The sequence below is a fragment of the Sphingobium chungbukense genome, assembly GCF_001005725.1.
Lineage (GTDB): Bacteria > Pseudomonadota > Alphaproteobacteria > Sphingomonadales > Sphingomonadaceae > Sphingobium > Sphingobium chungbukense.
The window spans coordinates 25,853-47,339 of the sequence record NZ_LBIC01000008.1 but is presented as its reverse complement, the minus strand read 5'-3'; the positions used below and the strand labels follow the sequence as shown (position 1 = coordinate 47,339).

General features: G+C 60.5%; 22 protein-coding genes. 6 read left to right on the top strand and 16 right to left on the bottom strand.

Annotated elements, in window-relative coordinates; genetic code table 11:
* Nucleotide 1: 1 nt before the first annotated feature.
* The 4 genes from virB10 to YP76_RS17830 all read left to right on the top strand — a co-directional run bounded on the left by virB10 (nucleotide 2) and on the right by YP76_RS17830 (nucleotide 4,766).
* Nucleotides 2-1,183 (top strand): type IV secretion system protein VirB10, encoded by a 1,182-nt coding sequence (gene virB10 / locus YP76_RS17845; protein ID WP_232307606.1) that lies wholly within the window; start codon nucleotides 2-4, stop codon nucleotides 1,181-1,183.
* Complete coding sequence (gene virB11 / locus YP76_RS17840) at nucleotides 1,180-2,193, top strand: P-type DNA transfer ATPase VirB11 (protein ID WP_046764978.1); 1,014 nt, start codon at nucleotides 1,180-1,182, stop codon at nucleotides 2,191-2,193. The genes virB10 and virB11 overlap by 4 nt, the downstream gene beginning before the upstream one ends.
* A complete protein-coding gene (locus YP76_RS17835) occupies nucleotides 2,165-3,985 on the top strand; it encodes a type IV secretory system conjugative DNA transfer family protein (protein WP_046764977.1) in 1,821 nt (606 codons plus the stop codon). The genes virB11 and YP76_RS17835 overlap by 29 nt, the downstream gene beginning before the upstream one ends.
* A gap of 67 nt (nucleotides 3,986-4,052) precedes the next feature.
* A complete protein-coding gene (locus YP76_RS17830; RefSeq protein WP_232307605.1) occupies nucleotides 4,053-4,766 on the top strand; it encodes an LPD7 domain-containing protein in 714 nt (237 codons plus the stop codon).
* Here YP76_RS17830 and YP76_RS17825 read toward each other — a convergent pair.
* From YP76_RS17825 to YP76_RS17760, 14 genes are all read right to left on the bottom strand, one after another.
* Nucleotides 4,763-5,161 carry a flagellar hook-basal body complex protein FliE gene (locus YP76_RS17825; RefSeq protein WP_046764975.1) on the bottom strand — a complete coding sequence of 133 codons (399 nt, stop codon included), beginning with the start codon at nucleotides 5,159-5,161 and terminating at the stop codon, nucleotides 4,763-4,765. The genes YP76_RS17830 and YP76_RS17825 overlap by 4 nt on opposite strands.
* A 58-nt stretch (nucleotides 5,162-5,219) precedes the next feature.
* Nucleotides 5,220-5,699 carry a hypothetical protein gene (locus YP76_RS17820; protein ID WP_157035816.1) on the bottom strand — a complete coding sequence of 160 codons (480 nt, stop codon included), beginning with the start codon at nucleotides 5,697-5,699 and terminating at the stop codon, nucleotides 5,220-5,222.
* On the bottom strand, nucleotides 5,696-6,379 hold the full coding sequence (locus YP76_RS17815; RefSeq protein ID WP_046765002.1) for a ZIP family metal transporter: 684 nt from the start codon (nucleotides 6,377-6,379) through the stop codon (nucleotides 5,696-5,698). The genes YP76_RS17820 and YP76_RS17815 overlap by 4 nt, the downstream gene beginning before the upstream one ends.
* Nucleotides 6,379-6,834: an MgtC/SapB family protein gene (locus tag YP76_RS17810; RefSeq protein WP_157035817.1), complete on the bottom strand. Its 456-nt coding sequence runs from the start codon at nucleotides 6,832-6,834 to the stop codon at nucleotides 6,379-6,381. Before YP76_RS17810 ends, YP76_RS17815 begins: the two co-directional genes overlap by 1 nt.
* 55 nt (nucleotides 6,835-6,889) lie before the next feature.
* Nucleotides 6,890-9,400, bottom strand: a complete 2,511-nt coding sequence (locus YP76_RS17805; protein ID WP_046764973.1) for a heavy metal translocating P-type ATPase — start codon at nucleotides 9,398-9,400, stop codon at nucleotides 6,890-6,892.
* A gap of 64 nt (nucleotides 9,401-9,464) precedes the next feature.
* Nucleotides 9,465-9,845: a CopM family metallochaperone gene (gene copM, locus YP76_RS17800; protein ID WP_046764972.1), complete on the bottom strand. Its 381-nt coding sequence runs from the start codon at nucleotides 9,843-9,845 to the stop codon at nucleotides 9,465-9,467.
* Nucleotides 9,842-10,456, bottom strand: a complete 615-nt coding sequence (locus YP76_RS17795; RefSeq protein ID WP_084733244.1) for a cation transporter — start codon at nucleotides 10,454-10,456, stop codon at nucleotides 9,842-9,844. Before YP76_RS17795 ends, copM begins: the two co-directional genes overlap by 4 nt.
* The gene (locus YP76_RS17790) at nucleotides 10,449-10,880 is read right to left on the bottom strand and encodes a hypothetical protein (RefSeq protein ID WP_232307603.1); all 432 of its coding nucleotides are present in this window, start codon (nucleotides 10,878-10,880) and stop codon (nucleotides 10,449-10,451) included. The genes YP76_RS17795 and YP76_RS17790 overlap by 8 nt, the downstream gene beginning before the upstream one ends.
* 123 nt (nucleotides 10,881-11,003) lie before the next feature.
* Entirely contained in the window at nucleotides 11,004-11,255 is a 252-nt protein-coding gene (locus YP76_RS17785) for a TFIIB-type zinc ribbon-containing protein (protein ID WP_046764971.1), read from the bottom strand.
* Between the two features lie 134 nt (nucleotides 11,256-11,389).
* Nucleotides 11,390-11,884: an SRPBCC family protein gene (locus YP76_RS17780; protein ID WP_157035815.1), complete on the bottom strand. Its 495-nt coding sequence runs from the start codon at nucleotides 11,882-11,884 to the stop codon at nucleotides 11,390-11,392.
* Nucleotides 11,885-11,949: 65 nt separating this feature from the next.
* The gene (locus tag YP76_RS17775; RefSeq protein WP_046764969.1) at nucleotides 11,950-15,192 is read right to left on the bottom strand and encodes an efflux RND transporter permease subunit; all 3,243 of its coding nucleotides are present in this window, start codon (nucleotides 15,190-15,192) and stop codon (nucleotides 11,950-11,952) included.
* A 4-nt stretch (nucleotides 15,193-15,196) separates the two neighbouring features.
* Nucleotides 15,197-16,318, bottom strand: coding sequence for an efflux RND transporter periplasmic adaptor subunit (locus YP76_RS17770; protein WP_046764998.1), 1,122 nt, complete (start codon nucleotides 16,316-16,318; stop codon nucleotides 15,197-15,199).
* Between the two features lie 34 nt (nucleotides 16,319-16,352).
* Nucleotides 16,353-17,618 (bottom strand): TolC family protein, encoded by a 1,266-nt coding sequence (locus YP76_RS17765; protein ID WP_046764968.1) that lies wholly within the window; start codon nucleotides 17,616-17,618, stop codon nucleotides 16,353-16,355.
* 70 nt (nucleotides 17,619-17,688) lie between these two features.
* The gene (locus YP76_RS17760) at nucleotides 17,689-18,033 is read right to left on the bottom strand and encodes a hypothetical protein (protein ID WP_046764967.1); all 345 of its coding nucleotides are present in this window, start codon (nucleotides 18,031-18,033) and stop codon (nucleotides 17,689-17,691) included.
* Between the two features lie 266 nt (nucleotides 18,034-18,299).
* Between YP76_RS17760 and YP76_RS17755 the strand changes: the two genes are divergently transcribed.
* Both YP76_RS17755 and YP76_RS17750 read left to right on the top strand, forming a co-directional pair.
* Nucleotides 18,300-18,698 carry a MerR family transcriptional regulator gene (locus YP76_RS17755; RefSeq protein ID WP_046764966.1) on the top strand — a complete coding sequence of 133 codons (399 nt, stop codon included), beginning with the start codon at nucleotides 18,300-18,302 and terminating at the stop codon, nucleotides 18,696-18,698.
* A gap of 106 nt (nucleotides 18,699-18,804) precedes the next feature.
* Nucleotides 18,805-19,692 (top strand): bestrophin family protein, encoded by an 888-nt coding sequence (locus YP76_RS17750; protein WP_046764965.1) that lies wholly within the window; start codon nucleotides 18,805-18,807, stop codon nucleotides 19,690-19,692.
* A gap of 19 nt (nucleotides 19,693-19,711) precedes the next feature.
* Here the strand turns inward: YP76_RS17750 and YP76_RS17745 are convergent, their stop codons facing one another.
* Both YP76_RS17745 and YP76_RS17740 read right to left on the bottom strand, forming a co-directional pair.
* On the bottom strand, nucleotides 19,712-20,782 hold the full coding sequence (locus tag YP76_RS17745) for a relaxase/mobilization nuclease domain-containing protein (protein WP_046764964.1): 1,071 nt from the start codon (nucleotides 20,780-20,782) through the stop codon (nucleotides 19,712-19,714).
* Nucleotides 20,782-21,342, bottom strand: a complete 561-nt coding sequence (locus tag YP76_RS17740; RefSeq protein WP_052757475.1) for a plasmid mobilization protein — start codon at nucleotides 21,340-21,342, stop codon at nucleotides 20,782-20,784. Before YP76_RS17740 ends, YP76_RS17745 begins: the two co-directional genes overlap by 1 nt.
* Nucleotides 21,343-21,487: the final 145 nt, after the last annotated feature.

Below are 21,487 nucleotides of genomic sequence, written 5' to 3'. Positions count from 1 at the left end.
TGTGAGCGATAAAAGATTTGACGTCGATGCCACACCGGACATGGACGAAATCGATCGCGAAGCTCCCGCGGTCGATCGGCCTAACCGCATCCCCTCCCTCAAGTCGTTTCAGTGGGACACCAAAAAGATGATCGTAGCGGGCGCGCTGGGCGGCTCGCTGCTGTTCGCAGCCCTGACGATCGCTGCTGGCGTGGGCGGAAACAACAAGATGCCGGACGTAAAACCGAAGCCACCCGCTCCGGAAGTGCCCTATGATCCGAAGACCGTGATCGCACCGACGCTCCAGTCGGCCGCGCAAGACCCGAATGCTCCCGTCCAGCTTGCTGGGGAACAGGTGCCAGCGATTGGCCCAGGTAGTGTCCCGTCACATGGCGCGCAGTCGGCCGAGGCGACGGCAGCGCAACGCCGTATCGCCGAAGCTGAGGAATTGCGGAATACTGCGCGGCGATCCACGCTCGTTGCCTATAATGGCTCATCAGGCCAGCAAATCGCTGATCGCCTTGCGGGCGTGGGAGGTGAAGGAACTCAGTCCTCTGGGCCGGAAAGGGCAGCCCGCGAAGCAACGCCTCTGGATGATCTCAAGCGCACATCGGCCATAGGACGCACAACGGCGCGCATGATCGGCGATCGCAACTATCTCGTCACCGCCGGTTCGATCATCCCCTGCACCCTTCAGACCGCGATGGACAGCAGCGTGCCAGGCTATGCGACCTGCATCGTGCCGCGCGACATCTATTCGGACAACGGTCGCGTCGTCCTTATGGAAAAGGGCACGCGGGTCTTTGGCGAGTATCAGGGCGGTCTCAATCGCGGCCAATATCGCCTGTTCGCCATGTGGAGCCGTGCTGTCACGCCAAGAGGTGTATCGATAGATATAGCGTCGCCGGCGTCCGACAGTCTCGGCCGTGCTGGGGTGGGCGGAAAGGTCGATCGGTTCTTTTGGGATCGATTCGGCTCGGCATTGTTGTTCAGCGTGCTGGAGGATGGGGCCTATGTCGCATCCACCGCAGTCGGCCGCGCGGGAAATAATGTGACGCGCGTTCCGTCGGATTCCGCATCGACCATTTTGCAGGACACACAGCAGATAAAGCCCGTTCTGCGGGTCGCGCAAGGCACCGACCTTGCCATTACCGTGGCGCAGGATTTCGACTTCAGCCAGGTTTACGGGTTGGGCCTGAAATGAGCGTCACCGCCTTCCGCAACACCGCGGTCCTCGATGACGCGATGCAGCCTTTGCGGAAATATCTCGATGATGAGGAGGTGACGGAGGTTGTAATCAATCAGCCCCTTGAGGTGGCGGTCGAACGCAAAGGCGGTTGGACCTGGGCAGTGGAAGAGGAACTGACACTGCCGCGCCTCAACATATTGGCGACGGCCGCTGCGGCATTCACATCGCAGGATGTCACGCGCGAAAACCCGATCTGCTCCACGATCTTTCCGACAGGCGAGCGCGTCCAGATTGTCGCTCCCCCCGTCGCCCCAGACGGAACGGTATCCATCACGATACGCAAGCCGTCGACCAAGACTATGAACATGACAGATTTCGAAGCCAGCGGCCTATTTACAGAAACGAAGGTCGCGGCGCGGGGCATGACCGAAAACGAAGATAGGTTGCTCGCCCTCCTCGGTGAGGGCCGACACGTCGAGTTTTTCGAGCTGGCAGTTCGCAGTCGCCTCAACATCCTGATTTCAGGTGCCACGGGATCGGGCAAGACGACATTGGCGAAAGGGCTGATCCAACTCATCCCAGATGATGAGCGGCTTCTGACCATCGAGGATACCCGCGAGCTGGTCGTCCCGCATCGCAATGTCGTCCACATGACCTACAGCAAGGATGGCCAGGGCACCGCCAAGGTGACGGCCAAAGAGTTGTTGGAAAGCGCATTGCGTATGCGGCCCGACAGAATTTTGTTGCAGGAACTCAGGGACGGCACCGCCTTCTTCTATCTGCGCAACGTCAATAGCGGCCATCCCGGCTCAATCACGACCATTCATGCCGCATCGGCAGAACTCGCCTTCGATCAGCTCACCTTGCTGGTCAAGGAGAGCGAGGGCGGCGCGGATCTCGGCCGCGACGACATTCGATCGCTTCTGAAGATCCTCGTGGATGTCGTGGTGCAGATGAAGAAGGTGCAGGGTAAATTTCGCGTGACGGAGATATATTATGACCCCGCAGGGCGGCACGCAGCCTAGCCGGGGAGTGGCCTTGGCGATCGGGATTCCGATCGCGCTGCTCCTACTCTTCCTGACCGGCTCGATCATCGCATGGTTTGTCCTGGGGCTGCCAGCCTCGGCTTACGACCCTTTCAAGATGCCGGCATTCTTCTGGTATTATCGAGGCGATCCCGTTGTACTGAAGGCCGTTGCCGCCGGGCTTGCTGCCGGGTCGCTCCTGTCCGGCCTCCTGCTGTTCTGGTTCGTGACGCGCAAGCCTCCGCTGCACGGTGCAGCTCGCTTCGCCAAGGAGGGCGAAATCAGGCGCGGCGGATTCCGCGGTGATGATGGGATTGTGCTTGGCAAAAAATCTGGCCGCTTCCTGATATTTGCCGGCAACGAACATTGCATCGTGGAAGCTCCTACCCGGTCGGGCAAGGGCGTGGGGATCGTCATTCCGAACCTGCTGAGCTGGACCGGATCGGTGGTCATTCTCGATGTGAAGAGAGAAAATTATGAAGCGACCGCCGGGTTCAGGGCGAAGCATGGCCAAGCGGTATATCTGTTCAATCCCACCGATCCCGACGGGAGAACCGCTCGCTATAACCCCTTGGCCTATATCGATCGGGCCAATCCCGACCAGGCTATCATTGAGCTTCAGAAGATAGCGACCATGTTGTTCGTTCCCCCGGAACGAGGGGAACCGTTCTGGACGGATTCCGCACGAACGGCCTTTGTGGGCGTGGGTGCCTATCTTGCACAAGCCGATGCGCCTTTCACGATCGGGGCAATCTATCGCCTCATGACGACGGGCGACACGCGCGGCTATTTCCGCAAGATTTTGGAGGATCGTTCGCTCCGGCTTTCCACGGGATGCCGCAATGCGCTGGCTGACTTTACATCGGGCGCTGACAACACTTTTGCGGGCATCGTCCAGACAGTCACCTCCAAGCTGAGCCTATGGCTCAATCCCCGCGTGGATGCCGCGACCGAAGAGAGCGATTTCGATCTTCGCGAGCTGCGGATGCGGCCGATGTCGATCTACCTCGGCGTATCGCCGGACGAACTGGATCGGGTGGCACCGCTCTATAATTTGCTTTTTCAACAGCTCATCGATCTCAACGTCCGCGATCTCCCCGATGATCGGACTCCGATCAAGGTGCTGGTGTTACTGGATGAATTTGCCCGGATCGGCCGCGCCCAGGTGATCGCGAGCGCGTTTTCCTATGTTGCTGGGTATGGCATCCGCTTGTTGCCGGTTATCCAGTCCCGATCCCAGCTTCGCGCCGTCTATGGGGAGCATGGAGCTGACGAAATCGTATCGAACTGCGGTGTCGAAGTAGCCTTCACCCCCAAGGAACTCCGCGTCGCCAACGAACTGTCGGAACGGATTGGATATGTGGGGCAGGAGGCGGTGACGCGCTCGCTGACGATCCACGGCATCCTTGCAAACCGATCCAAATCGATGTCCGATCATCGGCGCGCGCTCTTGCTTCCGCAGGAACTGATGCAGTTTCCGGCAGACGAACTGCTGCTGATGAGGGGAGGCATGCCTCCGATCCGGGGAGACAAGATCCGCTATTTTGCCGACGGCCATTTCACGCGCAGGCTCATGCCTGCGCCGATCGTTGCGCCCAGCCCCCGGCGAATCCGTGAGGACGAGGATCTTCCTCCGTGCGTGCTGCCCGATGCGGACCAGCTCGCCAATCCCGATCCCGAAACATTCGCGATGGATTGTGTCGTTATCTCCGACTTCCCCGACATGCTGATCGATGTCGAAGCAAAGCAACGCGGCCACGAAAGAGTAGGTTTGATCGAACAGGAGCGCTAAAATGGCTGAAAATGTAAATCCCACGGACAGGCCCGAAGAGACGGCACGCCGGCGCGCCAGCGTCGAAATGCCACAGGAACTGGAATCGCGTTTCGTTCGGGTCGGGAACAAACTTTACCGCAGCGCCCATGACAAAGCCCCCGTCGCAACGATATCGCCAGACCGGATCAAAGCCCGCGACGCGAGCGCCCTCCCCGATCTGGTGCGGCTCGCCAAAGCCAATGGCTGGACCTCTCTCAAGATCAATGGCGATGCGGATTTCAAGCGGGCAGCGTATCTCGCGGCCTCTGCGCAGGGCCTGACCATTGATGGGTACAAGCCCGATGCAAAGACCTTGGCAGCGGCCGAGCGCGATCAGGCGCGACAGCCCTCCACCTCCCCTTCCCGGAACAATCCGCGCCACGCCGAAACGCCGGCAAATGCCGCCGCCAACAAGAGAACGGTCAGCCAGGTCCGCGACAATAAGGAGAAGCCAGCCCGCATGCAGGATCTCGCCGAGCGCTTCCGTCGGCAGTCACATACGGAGAACGCCAATGATCCCGGCCTGCGTCGGGCGCAAAGTTATGTCGCGCAGGCCATGACGATCGCCAGCAGCAGGTTTCCGCAGGATACCAAGCTGCAAAAGGCTTTTGTCGAGCAGAGGAAGGAAGAGGTGGCAGGCAGGATTGAACGAGGAGAGCGCATCGCCGGTGTGCAGGTCCGTCAGCAGCAGGACGAACGCATTCGGGCCATCCAGCAGAACCAAATCCTGCAAAGGCAGCGAACGCCGAGCGGCCGCTAAATCTGCATGTTCATAATATCCTTATATGCGGAAAGCAGCTTGTTGCGGATTTGAAGCGTTGCTTCGAACTCGATATCCGAACGCGACTTCATCAACATCACCGCCGCTATGTCGGTCGTTTCTCCACGCTCATATGCCTCGGTCGCCACATCTTCCTGTTCCATAGTCTCGTTCACGCTGGCGATCGCGGAGCGGACGCTATCCGTTGGTGAAGGCTGATTGACCGTTAATGCCGGTACGCTGGTTGCAGTGGCGCTAAGTGCGCCCTGCAGCTTCGCGGCGAAGGCCTCCGCCGCTTTCGGATCGATAGTAGCCGGGGCCGTCGCATTGCGGATCGCGGCATTGCGTTGAATTATAGCATTTCGAGCAGCCAGAACTCTATCGATGTCCGTCATGATGGCCTCCCTGCCGATGCGGTCGGTGCGATCTGAGAATGGATATGCGAGTGCCTCGTCACTTGGGGGCCTCTCGCTTGCCCTGAGCGAACATCGCCCTGAAATATTCAAAGGTGCCGGTGGCCTTCAGGGTCACGGTCACTCTGCGACCCGTGAAATTCCGAAGACCGATGCCGTAGAAGCCGCCATGTTCGGCCTTGAACTGTTGAGCGCCGTCACTGGACAGCCCGATTGCCAAGATGCTCGGCGTCTCATGTCCGCTCTCGACATGATAGCGATAGCCAAGGTCGGCACCGTCGGTCCGCCAGGAGAGCGCCATGCGGTCCCCGGACTCAAGGTATCCGTTGACTTGCTGCGATCCCCCCGGCTCCACAATGATAGTGAGATTGACGGTCTGCGGCGTGGAATGCGGCGTCGGCGCCGCCACGAACCTGACGAAAAACACCATCGTACCGATCAGCACGGCAACCAAAGCTGCCAACTGAACTGCCAATACAGAGATCCGGCGAACGCGCGGTCTGTTAGCAGGGGCGATCACATCAACTCCTCCAACAGGAGGAGTCCGAGATAGCCAACGAAAAACATTGCGCTGACAAGAGGGCTGTCGGGCCGTTCATGCGCCTCGACCAGCAATTCCTCTGTTACGAGGTAGAGCAGAGCCACCATGCCGAAGCTCAAAAAGCCAACGATGATGGTTGGGGGAAACAGGGCAACCGGCGCTGCTATCCATGCACCAAACGGTAGGAGAAGACCCAAGGCGGCCGTGATGCCCACAATCCGCCATCGCGAAACGATCGTTTCACCAAGCTCGGCCGTCACTGTCAGCCCCAGGAACAGGACTTCAAGCGTCAGGGCGACCGTCAACAGCAACCCGGCCTTTTCGCCAGCGAGAAAGGCCAACCCCAGAACGAGGCCGTCGACAAGAATATCGATCCCGACCGCGCCCAGCATTGCCACTGGCCCCTTGGCTCTGCCCTCCACCACTTTGAGCAGGAGCATGACGCCTAGTCCGACCAATCCGCCGATCAGCGTGGCTACAGGCGACGCGCCATGTTTGATCTGCGGAAGAACCTCCGATGCCGCCGCTGCAAAGACAACGCCTGCAGCCAGGTGCTGCATCCCGCTTACAAATGTGGGACCGGGGCGACGAACGACTGACAGCACCGCCCCTATGATGACGGCTGCCAGCGGGATGAGGGTGTAGAGTATCGCCGACATCATGCCTTCTCCGGGGACGCGCTGCTGTCATGTGTCGCGCGCTTCAAACGGCGAGAGCCGCGCAGGGTCAGGAACGTGGTCAAGCTGAGGACCACAGCGATGTCATAAAGGCCGTAGCCTACGGCCGCACCCAGCGCGCCGGTCGCCCAAAGGCTGGCGGCCGTAGCGGTGCCCGACGCTTTGCCGCGATGCTTCAGGATCGCGCCGCCACCGATAAAACCGACGCCGGTAATCAAGCCTTCAAGGATTCGGGCCTGCGCAGGCGACGTCCGACCAAGGATAGCGATGCCGACCAGCACGAATCCGCAACTGGCGATGGCGACGAGTGGAAAGGTACGGATGCCTGCGCTCCGCTCATCCTTTTCCCGGTCCCACCCCACCGGCAGCGCGAGCGCATAGGCAGCGCCCAAGCTGAGGATGTGGGTGGCGGTCTCCCACCATGACGGCGCGATCAGCATCATCGCGGCCATGTTCGGCGCCACAACGACACCATTGATATGGACCGACAGCTCATCCCTTCGTCGTGTCGCGATAGGCCAGGAGCCGCAGCGCGTTGACCACGACTAAAAGTGTCGAGCCTTCATGGACAGCCACCGCTGGCCCGATGCCCAGCCCAAGGATAGTCGCTGGAACCAGAAAGGCGACGACGCCCAGGCTCACGAAAACATTCTGGCGAATGATCCATCGGGTATGCCGGCTGAGGCCAACGGCAAATGGCAGATGCGCAAGGTCGTCGGCCATCAACGCGACATCGGCAGTTTCGAGAGCGACGTCTGATCCGGCAGCGCCCATCGCAATTCCGACCGTGGCCGTAGCCATGGCTGGTGCGTCATTGACGCCATCCCCGACCATGGCGACCTTTGCCTGCGCCCTCAGTTTCTTGATCGCCTCGACCTTATCGTCGGGCATAAGGTCGCCCCACGCCTCGTCGATGCCGACCTGCTTGGCGACGGCATCCGCCACCCGCTGATTGTCGCCAGAGATCATAATCATGCGCTCGATGCCGAGCGCCCGCAGCTTCTCCAGGGTAGCGCGTGCCGCCTCACGCGGCGTATCCAACAGCCCGATCGCACCGAGATCCTGACCATCCCTGCGCACGATCATCGATGTGAAGCCACCTTTGCGCAGCTCCTCGATCGCCTCGGCCATTTGCGCGGAAAGGGGCGGGATGCCATCGTTCCCGAACATTTCCGCCTTGCCGATCAGCACCTCATCGACGTCCACCAACGCCGAAACACCCCGCCCAGTCAGGCTTTTCAGATTGCTGGCCTCGGGAATCGGCCTGTTGCGAACATAGTCCTTGCCATCGCGCGCTATCGCCTGCGCGAGCGGATGATCGCTCAGCGATTCAACCGCGACAGCGATAGCCATCAGTTCTTCCTCTTCGACACCGGGCGCGGTGATGACTTTCTGGATGCGCGGCTCGCCTTTGGTGAGCGTCCCCGTCTTGTCGAAGGCTATGGCGTTAAGCGACCCCAGCAGCTCCAACGGCGCGCCACCCTTTACCAGCACGCCACCGCGCGCTGCCCTCGCCACCCCGGACAGAACCGCACTAGGCGTTGCGATGGCGAGCGCACAGGGGCTGGCCGCCACCAGCACCGCCATGGCCCGATAGAAGCTGTCGCGGAATGGCTCATCGACCACCACCCACGCGAACAGGAGGATGAAGGCCAGCGCGAGAACAGCCGGGACGAAAACACGCTCAAACTTGTCGGTGAATCGTTGGGTTGGCGATTTTTGCGTCTCTGCTTCGCTCACCATCTTGACCACCTTGGCGAGCGTGCTTTCGCTCGAAAGGCGTATCACTTCGATTTCGAGCAGCCCGCTGCCATTGATCGTCCCGGCGAAGACGCGAGACTCTGCATCCAGGCGATCTGCGTTTGCGCGCGCAGCAGCGGCGTCCGCAACCGGCTTTTTATCAACTGGCATGCTCTCGCCAGTGACAGGGGCCTGATTGATTGCGCTGGTCCCCTTGATGACGAAGCCGTCGGCGGCAACCCGCTCATCCGGCTTGACGACGATGACGTCACCGATCGCTAGATCCTCCACCGGGACTTCATGGGTGCTTCCATCCTTGCCGCGAACCAGGGCGGTCCGTGGTGCCAGCTCTGCCAGCGCCTCGATCGCGCGCTTCGCGCGCCCCATGGCATAATGTTCGAGTGCGTGGCCCAGGCTGAAGAGGAAGAGCAACAACGCGCCTTCGGCGAAGGCTCCAAGCGCGGCGGCACCGGCAGCCGCGACCAGCATAAGCGTATCGATTTCGAACTTGCGGAGTTTCAGATTATCGATGGCCTCGCGCAGCGTGAAAAAGCCGCCGAAGAAATAACCTCCAACATAGCAGGCCGTGGGCAACCACGATGGCGCCCCGACCAGCAGCTTTTCGATGCCATAGCCTATCCCCAGCAATGCACCGCATAGCAGCGCAAAGACCAGCTCGGTATTGGCGCCGAAAATGCCGCCATGTTCATGGCCACCGTCTTCGCTGCCATGGTCGTGTCCAGCATGGCTTTCCCCAGCCTTCGCCTTTTCCGAGCCGTGGGAATGGCCGGAATGATCCTCTTGCGCCTTGGCACGAGCGATCGGCCTGACGCCCATCCGAGCCAGTTCCGAAAGGATGATCTTGTCGGAAGTCTCCTCCCGATCAAACTCGACCCGAACCTTGCCCGATGCATCCGCGCTGGCCTCAAGCACTCCGGGCAGACCGCGTAATTTATCGCCCACGGTCCTGGCCCGACGCTGATGCCCGATACCTGTCATGTCCCAATGGGCATGGCCGTAGCGGTCGCTGATCGAAGCGCCCGCGCTCTGAACGAAGTCGCGGATGCGTTGCATCGAAAGCTGGTCGGGGTCGTAGTGGACGCACAGCTTTGCCGGCGCGCTATCGACGGCCGCGACGACATGCACCGTTTCAACCCCTGCCCTGCTCTCGATGGATTTCAGCAGGCGACCAACGCAAGCATCGGCAGTGTCCGCTACCTCCGGCAGCACCAGCGGTATGTCGAGTTTCAGCTTCTCGGTCATGCGTCCATCTCCGATCTTTGGATTGTTTCATGCAGAGCAAATGAGTGGATTGAGCCGCGCCTGTTCATTTCTGCCGCTCATGATTGGCAAGCCAGGCGCGCATTTCTGCGATTTCCTGCCGCTGGGCTTTGATGACCTCACTGGCGAGGCGCCGAACCTCTGGGTCGCGCCCATATTTCAGTTCGACCTCGGCCATGGCGATCGCACCTTCATGATGGGGGATCATCGCGCGCATGAAGTCCACATCGGCGTCACCTGAAAATGGGACGTCCATCGCCCCATGCATCCGGCTGTTGATGGCGCGATATTCGGTGGTCGAAGCGACCTCTCTAGGGGCAGGCGACGCGCGCTGGTGATCGGCATGCTGCGCCGCCGCCGGCGAGGATATCGCCATGGCCATGCTCAGGCCGATGAGCGTCACGCCCTTCATCCGATATGATGTCATTTCAGTCCTGCCTCTCGATTTGCGCTCGCTTCATTCCCGGCGTCCTTGAGAATTTCGAGACCGCCTTTGATGGCGATGGCGGCCGTCAGAAACCCGACGACCAGATCAGGCCAGTTGGTCTCCAGCCAAATGACCAAGCCGCCGGCGACCAATATTCCGCCGTTCGAGACGAAATCGTTGAAGCTGAAAGTTGTGGCTGCCCGCAGATTGACGTCGGGGGCGTCAAGTTTCTGAAGCAGTCTGAGGCAGACGTAATTGACCACCCCCGCTATTGCCGACATGACCATCATATCACTGCCGATCGGCTCGCTGCCGTAGATATAGCGCCGCACCACGTCGGCAAGGATGCCCACGGCAAAGGCCAGCAGCATGATCCCTGACACAGAAGCTGCGCGGGTCTTCCACACCGGGCCGCGCGTCAAAGCCGCAATGCTGAGCGCATAGACGGCGGCATCTGAGAGATTATCGACACCATTGGCGATCAACGCACTTGAATCGCCGACCAACCCCGTGACGAAAAAAGCCGCCGAAATGGCCGCATTCAACAGCAGGACGATCCAGAGTGTCCGCCGTTCGATTGCCGAAGATCCATTGGAAGGGATGTCAGCCACCTGCACCCTCCTTTGTGGAGTTACCGATCGCCTGTTCTGAGCGGATGCGAAGGCACCGCACAGGCTTGCGATCAGGACGGGTCATCGTCAGCGCGCCGCTGCCGGAGATGGCCACGTTGAGATTATGACCCACATAGGTCAGGCCAGTTGCTGGCGCCGACAGTCGCACCGGCTTTTCGGCGGGCAGCCGAGCCATATCTAGGGTCAGCCCGTCGGCAAGAAAGTCGGCATCATATTTGGAGCCGTCGTCACAGGCATAGATCTGCTCACCGATCAGCGCCGGCAGCGAACTGCGATCATGTCTTCCGTCAGGGTCATCGCCGGCAGTACGGTCAGAACATGCTGTCAGAACGGCTATGGCAGCGGCCCCGCCAACAATGAGCAGGGGCAGCGGCAACAACCCGGTAGTCCTCCACTTGCCCATCCGGCATCTCCACTGTGCAAATCTATCGCCATGGGCGCCCAAGGGGGGCGTGGCGCCCATGGCGCGGGCCATCTCGCACGTCCCGAAAGGCTCAAATTGGTGCGGTGGCCGATTCATTGCTGATTAGTCGAACAGGTTGCGCAGGAAGCCCTTGCGCCCGCCATGTCCACCGCCGTGGCCGCTCCCGTGGCCGCCGCCATGCTTGCCACTCCGGCCATGTTTGTCGCCGAACATCCCCAGCGTGCTGCTCGGCTCCTGATAGGCCGGCTGCTCGGCCATGCTGCGTTCGATGATCTTGTCCAGTTCGCCGCGATCGAGCCAGACGCCCCGGCATTGCGGGCAATAATCGATTTCGATGCCTTGCCGCTCGCTCATGACGAGATCGACTTTGCAAACGGGGCAAGGGAGGCCTTGATGGGCAGCATTATCTACCATGACAAATCCTTTCATATGGGGCGCGCCGACGGCGGCGCGCTGATGCGATCGGTGTTACGAAACGAGGGTTCGGCTCAGTCATTGGCCGATCCGCGTGTTGGGGCCGTCGATACGAGTTTGAGTTGCGCCTTGCCGTGGGGCGGACGTAACGCGCGCTTCTTGAGGGCTTTCAGCAGGGCGCAATCATGTTCCTGCATCTCTTCGCGTATCGTGCGACGTGAGAACCACCCTAAGATACTGCCCAGCCCGCCTCGCAGTTCGAAGATATGGCGAACTTCCGCGCCGGTCTTGGCGGGGAGGATTTCGTAGCGTTCACTGAACTTGAAAAGGCCGCTGATCTGGCCGCGCCAACCAAAACCCTGTGGCTTATTAATATGGTCGATTTCGATCCAGAGCCTGGCTCGCCGCCGATCGAACAGTTTCAACGAGAGCTGGGCGTGCGTTGCCTGCGCATTAAGCTGACTGAACCGATAGTTGGGATGCCAATGCTCATATCCGGCAAGTTCCGAAATGAAGCTCCAGCTCCTCAACTGTGAAATCGGCGCCGTAAAAACGGTTTCCTCAATCATGTTCCATTTCCTCACTATCTTTGAGGACGGGGAGACCATGACGCACATGCCCTCCCCCTCGCCCATCAGTGTTGAGGTTGCGGATGCTGTTCGCCGCCTTGCAGCTCTTCATGCTCTTCAAGATCCTCGTAGAGAGGAATCTCGCGCCGGCCGTAGCGGGCATAGAGCGTCGGAAGCACAAACAAGGTGAGCAGCGTTGCCGAGATGAGACCGCCGATAACCACGGTCGCGAGGGGCTTTTGCACCTCAGCGCCAGCGCCTGTCCCCAAGGCCATCGGCACGAAGCCAAGGCTTGCGACCAATGCAGTCATCACGACGGGGCGAAGGCGTTGGATCGCTCCGGTTCGGGCAGCCTCTGCCCTGTCCATCCCTCGTCGCATGAGTTCCTGAATGGAGGAGACCATGACGAGGCCGTTCAGCACCGCGATACCGGACAATGCGATGAAGCCCACCGCGGCAGATATGGAGAAGTCCATGCCCCGCAAGAACAGGAGCAGCACGCCACCAACCAAAGCCAGAGGAACACCCGTGAACACAATCGCCGCGTCGCGAGCTGACCCGAGCGCCCCATAGAGGAGCATCAGGATAAGCACGAAGCAGGCCGGGATCACGAGCTGCAACCGCTCGCGCGCGGAAGCCAGATTTTCAAACTGGCCGCCCCATACGAGATAACTGCCTGCTGGCAGACGCACGTCCTTGGCGATGGTGGCCCGCGCATCCTCCACGACGCTGGCGATATCGCGGCCGCGCACATTCGCCTGCACCACAACCCGGCGCTTTCCATTTTCGCGGCTGATCTGGTTGGGACCATCCACGATCCGGATGTCGGCAACGCTCGCAAGGGGAACGAACTTGCCCCCCGGAAGAGGAACCTGGACCTGCTGAAGTGTAGAGAGGTCAGCGCGCTGGGCCTCAGACAGGCGGATCACCACCGGAAAGCGCCGATCGCCCTCGAAGATCATACCGGACTCGCGACCGCCCAAAGTCGCGGTCACGATGTCCTGTACGTCCTGTGCTGTCACACCGACACGGGACATGGCATCGCGGTTCACCCGGATGTCGAGCATGGGTAGGCCCGTGGTTTGCTCGACCTTCACGTCCGCAGCGCCCTGAGTGCGCCGAAGAACGCTGGCGATCTTCTCTGCGGTGGCGTTCATGGCGTTGAAGTCGTCACCGAACACCTTGATCGCCAGATCGCCGCGCACGCCGGCGATCAGTTCGTTAAAGCGCATCTGGATGGGCTGCGTGATCTCATAGGCGTTGCCGGGGAATTTGTTCAGATTGGCTTCGAAGCGAGCGACTAGATCCGCCTTTGTGAGACTCGGGTCGGGCCACTGATCGCGAGGCTTGAGGATGATGAACATGTCGGTGGCGTTTGGTGGCATGGGGTCCGACGAAAGTTCGGACGTGCCTGTTTTGGAGAAGACGAATTGCACCTCTTTCTGAGCCGTAAGCATCTTCTCGATGGGAACCTGCATGGCCTGGCTCTGCTGGACAGAGGTGGCCGGGATGCGCAGGGCCTGGATGAGAAGGTCGCCCTCATCGAGCTGGGGAAGGAAGACCTGTCCCAGAGACATGAACGCCGCGATGGCCAGCACGAAGCCACCGACACCCGTGCCTATGGTCAAGGTTGGCCGGTTCATCGCTTTGTCGAGACCGGGTTCATAGCGGGCCTTTAGCCAGCTCATGATCCGACCATCCTTCTCATCCACACGATTGGACAGCCAGATAGCGATTGCTGCCGGCACGGCCGTCAGGGAAAGAACGAAGGCAAAAGCCAGCGCGATAATGACCGTAAGCGCCATCGGCACGAAGGTCTTGCCCTCGACACCCGTCAGGGTGAGCAGCGGGACATAAACAAGAATGATGATGGCCTGACCATAGACTGATGGCCGGATCATCTCGCGCGCCGCCGATGCGACAACATTCAACCGTTCATGAAGGGTCAGTACGCGACCTTCATGTTCCTGGCGATGCGCCATGCGACTGAGCGCATTTTCCACGATGATGACGGCACCATCGACTATCAATCCGAAGTCGAGCGCGCCCAAACTCATGAGGTTGGCAGACACGCCGGCTTTGAGCATCCCAAAGCCGGTCAGCAGCATCGTAACCGGGATGACCATCGCGGCGATCAGTGCGGCGCGGAAGTTTCCGAGCAATGCGAACAGCACGACAATGACGAGCAAGGCACCTTCGCTCAGATTCTTCGCGACCGTCTTGATCGTTGAGTTAACCAGTGCGGTTCGGTTGAGGACCGGCTGCACAATGACGTCAGGCGGAAGCGATGCCTGAATTTCCTGCAGACGGTCTGCGACGGCCGTCGATACGGTGCGGCTATTCTCGCCGATACGCATGATGGCAGTGCCAACGACGACCTCCGTACCATTCTCGGATGCCGAACCCATCCGTATGGCCTGCCCGGTTTTGACGGCGGCAACCTGGCCAAGGGTGATCGGCGTCCCGTCGCGCGTGGCGACGATGATGCGCGATAATTCGTTGGCGTTGCGGACAAGGGCGTCGGACCGAACCGCCAACCCCTCACCGTTGCGGTTGACGAATCCACCGCCTACGCTGGTGTTGTTGCGTTCGAGTGCGGTTCCCAAATCGGTGAGGGTAAGGCCCAGCGAGGCAAGGCGCTGGACATCGGGAACGACCTGAAATTGCTTCACATAGCCGCCGATGGAGTCAATGCCGGCGACGCCCTTGGTGTTCTTCAGCAGCGGGCTGACGATCCAGTCCTGCGTGGTGCGCAGATATGTGGCCCGTTCAGTCTCGTCGGTGAGACGGTCGCCTTCCGGGGTGATATAACTTCCGTCAGGCTGCATGCCGGGTTCACCGGGCAGATGCTTATCGTCCTTGCGGTGCTGGAGCTTGACGGTCCACATATAGACCTCGCCCAGACCAGTGGAAATCGGCCCCATTTCAGGGACAGCGCCCTTGGGAAGATTTTCCGAGACCCCGGTTAGACGCTCGCCGACTTGTTGGCGTGCAAAATAGATGTCCGTCGATTCATCGAAGACAGCCGTAACCTGCGCAAAACCGTTCCGGCTAAGCGAGCGCGTATTCTCCAGACCGGGGATGCCGGCAAGTGCTGTTTCGATAGGGAAAGCCACCTGCTTTTCGACCAGTTCGGGCGAAAGGGCAGGCGCCTTGATATTGATTTGGACCTGATTGTTGGTGATGTCCGGCACCGCGTCGATCGGGAGACGATACAGGGCGGCGGCGCCGATGACGGCGGCTATGGCGGTCAGAAGCAGGACGAGCCAGCGCTTGTGAACCGCCCAATTCACGATTGGGGCGATCATCGGCTCAATCCTCCGCCGCTTCGCTCTTGCCGAGTTCGGCCTTGAGCGTGAAGCTGTTGACGGTGGCGATCTGCTCGGTGCCCTTGAGGCCTGAGCGAACAATCACACTGGCACCGCTGGTATCGCCCAAGGTGACGGGGACGGCCTGGAAGCCGGTTTTAGTCCGGACGAAAACGACCGACTTGCCCTCGTCGGTTTGCACCGCTGTCGTGGGCACGCTGATCGCGCCGTCCCCTCCGCTGCCAGTGAGCTGAACAGAAGCCGTCACCGGCTCTCCCACCCGCCATTCCATATTCCGATTGTCGAGCGTAGCGATGACCGGGACCAATCGCGTCTGTGCATCGAGCGCAGGAGATACGAAGCTCACCTTGGCCGTCGCTTGACGACCCGCAGCCGTCACCGTGACGAGATTGCCCGGCTTAACCCGACCCGCGTCAGCGGGCTGGAGATTGAGCGACAGCGAAACGCTGGAAAGGTTAGCGATGCGATAGAGTTCAGCATCCGCCGCGACGGTCTGACCTAGCACGACGCTGCGCGAGATGACCTGACCGGAAACGGGCGCCGCAATACCCAGACGGTTGAGACCACCCCCACCCCCACCAGCGGCGGAAACCTGCTGTTGCGCCTGATTATAGGCAATGCGCGCTTCAATGGCAGCGGTTCGCGCGGCAATGAGATCCTGCTCCGGCGACACGCGCTGCGCGAAAAGCCGCTGTTCGCGCGCTAGGTTGGAGTTTGCCAACGTAAGACGGGCGCGAGATGCCTCGACTTCGCCCTTGAGCTGCGCCGCTTCTCGGCTTTCGATGACGGCCAACGTATCTCCACGCCCCACCGACTGACCAAGGTTCCGGGTCAACGACACGACACGCCCGCCGATGGCTGCCGATACGACCTGCGTGCCTTGCGGATCACCCTCGATCGTCGCCGGCAACTCAAGCGTCCCTGCCCCACCCACGGTAGGTCGAGCAATCTGGATACCTGCCGACGCGATCTGATCGGGCGAGAGCGTTATCTTGCCCTCGACGGGGGAAGCATTTGCCTGCTGCTGGTTGTCGGGTGCCGCCTCACTGCTGGCCTCGTTGCCGCCGCCACAACCGGCGAGAAGGAAGGCCAAGGTCAGTGGCATTATAAGCGCAGTGCTTTTCGTCAGTTTCATCGGATCAATTCCCCTGTGCTGGCGCGGGAGCGGTAAGACGCTGCAACCGGGCCTTGGCGTTCTGGTACGAGGCGAGTGCGTCGATCGCGGCGACGCGGGTGTCGGCGAGGGTCCGTTCGGCATCGAGCAAATCGAGCTGCCCGAACTTGCCTTCGCGATATCCCACGCGGGCTATGCGAGCGGCCTCTTGGGCCGCGACAAGTGCAGGACCGCTGGCATTGCGCGCTGTGGTTGCGGCATTGTCCGCCTCCGCTTGGGCATCGGTAATAGCCTGCTCCACATCGAGCGCAGTCATACGGCGCTGAGCTTCCGCGCGGCTGCGTTCCGCGCTCGCCTGCGCCACCGCTGCCCGACCGGAATTGAAAAGCGGTATTGGGATCGACACGGAGAAGACCGCCGCGATATCCTTGCTGACCTCAAGACGCCGGAGCGCCGGACCGACTGTTACGTCCGGGACGCGCTGAGATTTTGCGAGCTGGACGCCGGCGTCGGCAATGGCAAGATCCGCATCGGCCGCCGCCATGGCTAGCGTTCCAGCGCTTTCCACCATGTTCGGGCCGTAAGAAGCAGGTGGCAGTAAATCGAGCGCGGCGGTATCCAGCGGCCCGACAATGGGCTTGCCGATCCGACGCGCAAGATTGGCACGCGCTGCATCCGCGAGCCTGGCTGCCCGCTCCGCGCCCGCTTGGGCGTTCAGCCGTGCGACATCTGCCCGTTGCTCCTCGATCGGCGAAGCGCGTCCCGCCTGAACCCTTACCTTGGCGGCATTGAGAGCATCCTGCGCAATGCGAAGCTGATCGCGTGCCGTCACGACACGGCGTTCCGCAGCAATCGCATCGATATAGAGCGCAGTGACCTGCACCCGAATATCGGCCTGGGTGATAGCCGCGATCAGTACGGCTCTGTTCGATTGGGCGTCAGCTACCGCTATGCGCGCTGAGCGCTTCCCCCCCAGCTCGATGGGGATGTTGACCCCGACAGTAGTTTCAGCTTGGCGAAATCCACCATAAGGCCCAGAACCGACCACGTTCTCAACCTGGCTCTGGACTGTGGGATTGGGACGAAGGCCCGCCACGGTCCGACCAGCGCGAGCCGCATCGATCCCAGCCTGTGCGGCATCCGCAGCCGGCGCACTGCCGCCTGCTGCGGCAACGGCGTCATCGAGAGTGAACACAGCCCCTACAGACTGCTGCGCCGTTATATTTTCCTGTGCTTGCGCCACGGCGACGCAAGACGTGGCAGCCAGAAAGGCCGCAATGATCCTGTGCATGTAAGAATTCCTGATTGATAGGCATCAATCTGCGCACCCGGAAAACGGGCGACAGTCAGTTGAGCTTCAATCAGGCGATAGGAGGCCGTAAATCAGGTCCGACGGACCAGCGACCGGGAGCCGCCTCTTCGACGGTCATCAGCGATTCCGTGACGATAGCGAAAACGGTCGCCTCGACCGCGCGCGCAGGCAGGAAGGAGGCCCCACCGTGGCAACCATGATGATGGGGAACAGCCTTGTCGGAATCGCCCTGCGATTGATCGCCATCCCCTTCGCTGTGAACCTGGCCAGAGCATTCGATGCTGGTCTGGGTCGCAGAAAGTGTCGGGTTTGGAACTTCGTTGGCATGCACGGTCGCTACGGTAGTAAGCGACACGACAAGCATGCAAAGAAGGAGGAAGCTCCAGCGAAACATGGAGAGGCCTCTAGCCGATTTTCCGCGACCTGTCATCGCAAAGTCCACGCGGAAGCAAAAGAGGTCTTTGTGAGGGCTGCAATGTCACCCTGCGCAACTGCGAACGATTGAGGCACCGACATCTCGCAGACATGGCGCGACAGCGCGAACGCGGCGTTTGCCGCATGCGCTTCGCCAGTCTTTGAGCCGTGGGCTTGCGCCATGTCTGATCCGATTCGCGTCGTTATGGCCTGTCATATGCACCCTGAAGTTACTATAGGGTCAATATGAAAATTGGCGATCTCGCAAAATTGACAGACACTCGCGTCGAAACGATCCGCTATTACGAGAAGGAGGGCCTGATCCCGGCCCCCTCTCGAAACAGCGGGAATTACCGCGTGTACGAGGACGCCCATCTCAAGAGGCTATCGTTCATAAGACGGTCGCGGGATCTGGGTTTCACGCTGGAACAGGTCAGAACACTGCTGAAACTGGCCGACAATCGCGACGCCTCCTGCATGGAAGTCGACACGATCGCGGCCGAACATATTGTGGAAATAGACCGGAAGATAAGCGATCTGACGCTATTGCGGGATCAGCTCGTTCTCAGTGTCGATCGCTGCCAGGGCGATACCATCGCTGACTGCAAGATTATCGAGGCGCTGGCGCCGGCCAGAATGAAATGATCGGCTGCCATCTCTGTTTTGTCGCACGGGCCGCATAGCGGCCCACGCGGACCACTCGCGCAGCACCCTGCCAAGCCATAACCACCAATGCCGTTGGAGTCCGATAGTGATTGTAGGAACGAGGCCCCGGTTTCGACAAATCCTTGCTGAAGTCTGGAAGCCCCTGACAGTGCTATTTGGCTGGGACGTTCTGGTGACGGCCTTCCATTTTTACACGCCATTTTCAGAGCCGCCGCTTCCAACGACCCTCTTCGGCACTGCCTTGGCGCTCTTCCTGGGTTTCAGAACGAACGCGGCCTACGCGCGGTGGTGGGAAGCACGATCACTCTGGGGCGCCCTCATCAACGCATCGCGGAGCCTCGCACGCGCGTCCAAAAGTTTCATGGCGCCCGACAGGCGGGCCAATGTCGCGGTGGATGATGTCATCCTTCGTCAGATTGCAATTGCCCATGCCCTTCGCTGCCAATTGCGAGGCCAAGATCCTATGCCGGAAATCGAGCGACTGATCGGGGCCGAAGCAGCAGCAACAATCGCATCGAAGGCTAATCGGGCGAATGCACTGGCGGAAGAGATATCCGCCCTTGTTGCAGACGCCCACCTCGGCGGAAGGATCGACACGATCCAGCAAGCGACCCTCGAACGGCTGCTGATCGACATCTCGAACGCCCAAGGCGGGATGGAGCGGATAAAGAACACTCCCCTGCCCAACGGCTTTCGGTTCTTCCCGAACCTTTTCACGCGCGTCTTTTGCGTGCTGGTCCCTATCGCACTTGTAGAGTCCCTGGGAATCTACACGCCCTTGGGATCAACATTGATCGGCCTGATATTCCTCGCCGCATTGAGCATCGGCGAAGACCTGACCGACCCCTTCGCAAATTCCGTCCACGACGTCCCATTGAGCGCGATGTGCCGGACCATCGAAATCGATCTCCTGCAATCACTCAACCGCGAAGCCCCGCCAAAACTTGAGCCGGTTCACGGCACCCTCTGGTGAGACTGCCATGACGCTCTAGCTATCGCGAACGTGGCGGGCGATCTGGTGGATGCTCCCCCCGCTCCCTCATCTGCTTCAGGCGAGATTGCGCATCTTTCAATACGCGGTCTGGGACGGTCTCAACCGATGGTCGATCTTTCAGGAACGCGCGCAAGTCCTTCGCCAGCTCCCTGTCACTAGCATCCTTGCTATTGTCTAACCGGTCCGCAGCCCGCTCATATTCCTGCCGGGTGCTATCCCACCGTTCCTTAGCGCGCGTCACGAAGACAGGCGGCTGCGCCTTTCCGCTCGCGACCTGCAACGCTTCGCGGGCCTGCCGTAAGTCAGCTTCGGTAGGCTGGCGCGACACCCCACGCCTGATCTTTTCCCGCATCTGGGCAAGCGCCATGCTGGTGCCGGCCCTGCCCTGCCCCCGCGACCAGCGTGGCGTTGCTTCGCATTCCACTCCGCGAGTGCGCAGTTCTTCGGCAAAAGCCTCTCTGAAATTGAACAGGTCTTCGCGACGTGGGTCGAAACGCTGGCCGTCCAGCCCCTCGGCCTGGACGGTAAGATGAACATGCGGCCTGGGCGTGTCGGTGTGTAAGGCCATCACATAATCATGATTGTCGCCGATCATGCGATCGGCGGCAGCGCGGACAGCCTGACGGACAGTATCGGGATTTGTCCCCTCGGGCATGGAGAAGACCATGGCCACGCCGGAAACTGTTGCCCTTTGCCGCCAGTAGAGGGCGTCCGACCATTCTTGCGCTATCTGCTGAACCTCACTCTTGTCCGAAATGAGTTCGCCATCGCGCGTTTCGATCGCAATCTCGCCATTGCGTCCGATGTAGCTCAGATGAGCGCCTAGATGCTCAGCGCCCTTTTTGCGGCCTGTTACCTTGACCAGAACCTCAGGCGATTTGCGGACAACCCGTCCAAGAACGGCGCGAGAATCCTCGCGACGCGGATTAGCATAGGGGACCGGACGGAAGGGACCAGACTGGTTGAGAAGGTGCTTGGCATATTTGATATTGGGGTCGCCCGAAACACGCGGTCGGAAGATGGGCTTCAGCACCCCCCACAGCTCATCCTCTCGCTCACCGAACGGCATCAGTCCGCCACCTTCCAGAACGCTAGATCGCCACGCAGCGCATCGCCGAGCGCGGCAATCTGCTCGTTGATGTCCTGGCGCATCTCGGTGATCCGACGCAGCTCCCGTTCGATCTGAAGGCCGCTGTCCGCCATCATCGCGGCGTTGCCGGCCCGCATGGCCTGATTGAGGTTTCGACCGATCCGTTGAAGCTGAAGGCGAACCGGCGCGAGACTGTCCCGCAGGCCGTCATCGACATTGCCCTTCAGGCCGATATGACGACGCATCAGCGCCTTGACCCATCCGGCCCTGTCCGTCCCCCGTTCAGCGGCTCGCGCATCAAGAACAGCAAGTTCAGCCTCGGTCACGCGAAACGATATGCGATTGGTCGACGGCTCCGTGCGGGCCTGAACCTTCGGGGCATCGCCTGCTTGCCGCATTGCCTGATCCAGCAGGGATCGCAGGAGGGCGCTGCGCCCTCCCCTGCCCTCCGCAAGTGCATCGAAAGCGTCGAGCGTGGCCCGATCAAGGCGGACCGTCAGGCTGGTTTTGCCGTCAGTGGAGGTTGTCGTGGTTGCCATCATCGTCCTCGTCTGCGAGGCTACTGTAAGACAATGGCAACCACAACCCCTATCCTGCCCTAAAACAACCTCCACAAAATGGCACTCGAATCTGTGGCTCGGGCCACAGTCTCCAATCATCGTTCAAAAGAGAAAACGCGGAAAA